The 573-nt window shown below is 49.4% G+C and carries 1 protein-coding gene; it reads right to left on the bottom strand.

Annotated features, from left to right (window positions below):
- Positions 1-536 (bottom strand): hypothetical protein (locus tag HMPREF2879_RS06915; RefSeq protein WP_070635120.1); only part of this gene is annotated, 536 nt, incomplete at its 3' end.
- Between the last annotated feature and the right edge of the window lie 37 nt (positions 537-573).

Below are 573 nucleotides of genomic sequence, written 5' to 3'. Positions count from 1 at the left end.
CGCTCGTTCTCAATCCTGAACCGCACAATCGCCATCAGACGATAATTCTTGTGAATAATCGGGCAGAAGGCGGCAATGAGTTTTCCGGATTTACTGTAGAAAGACACAAGATCCTGGTCGTCTGTAGAGGTTGCCTCGTAGTATTCAATGCCGTCAATAGCGTTGAAGGGATAGACGGTCGTGCGTGCTGACCACATGCGCTGCTCAACGCCTTCAGGGGAAATCTTCACGTAGGCAACGTGCACATACCAGGCATACATCATGAGCCCGATTGACAGAAATATCCCAAGGAGTTCATAAAAGGCACCTGGAGACCCCTCGTCTATAAGATGAGCAAAGAGATAGAGGCACGGAAATCCAGGAGTAAATATTGTCAGGAGAGCCTCTGCCTGATTGACTCGCCGGATGTATGCGCCTTGGCGGCGGCGCTCTATATCCTTCCAGCGCTGAATCTCATAGTTGATAATGATGTAGAGTGTCCCGGTTACCGAGATGAAGGCCATAATGCCCCAGATAATAATCAGGAAAATGCGCATGACGGGTTCTCGTTTCGTGTGGTTGGTGAATAGGAAG

It is taken from the genome of Rothia sp. HMSC069C04, from assembly GCF_001812895.1.
Lineage (GTDB): Bacteria > Actinomycetota > Actinomycetes > Actinomycetales > Micrococcaceae > Rothia.
The sequence above is the reverse complement of the archived record's forward strand: the minus strand, read 5'-3'. Positions and strand labels throughout refer to the sequence as shown.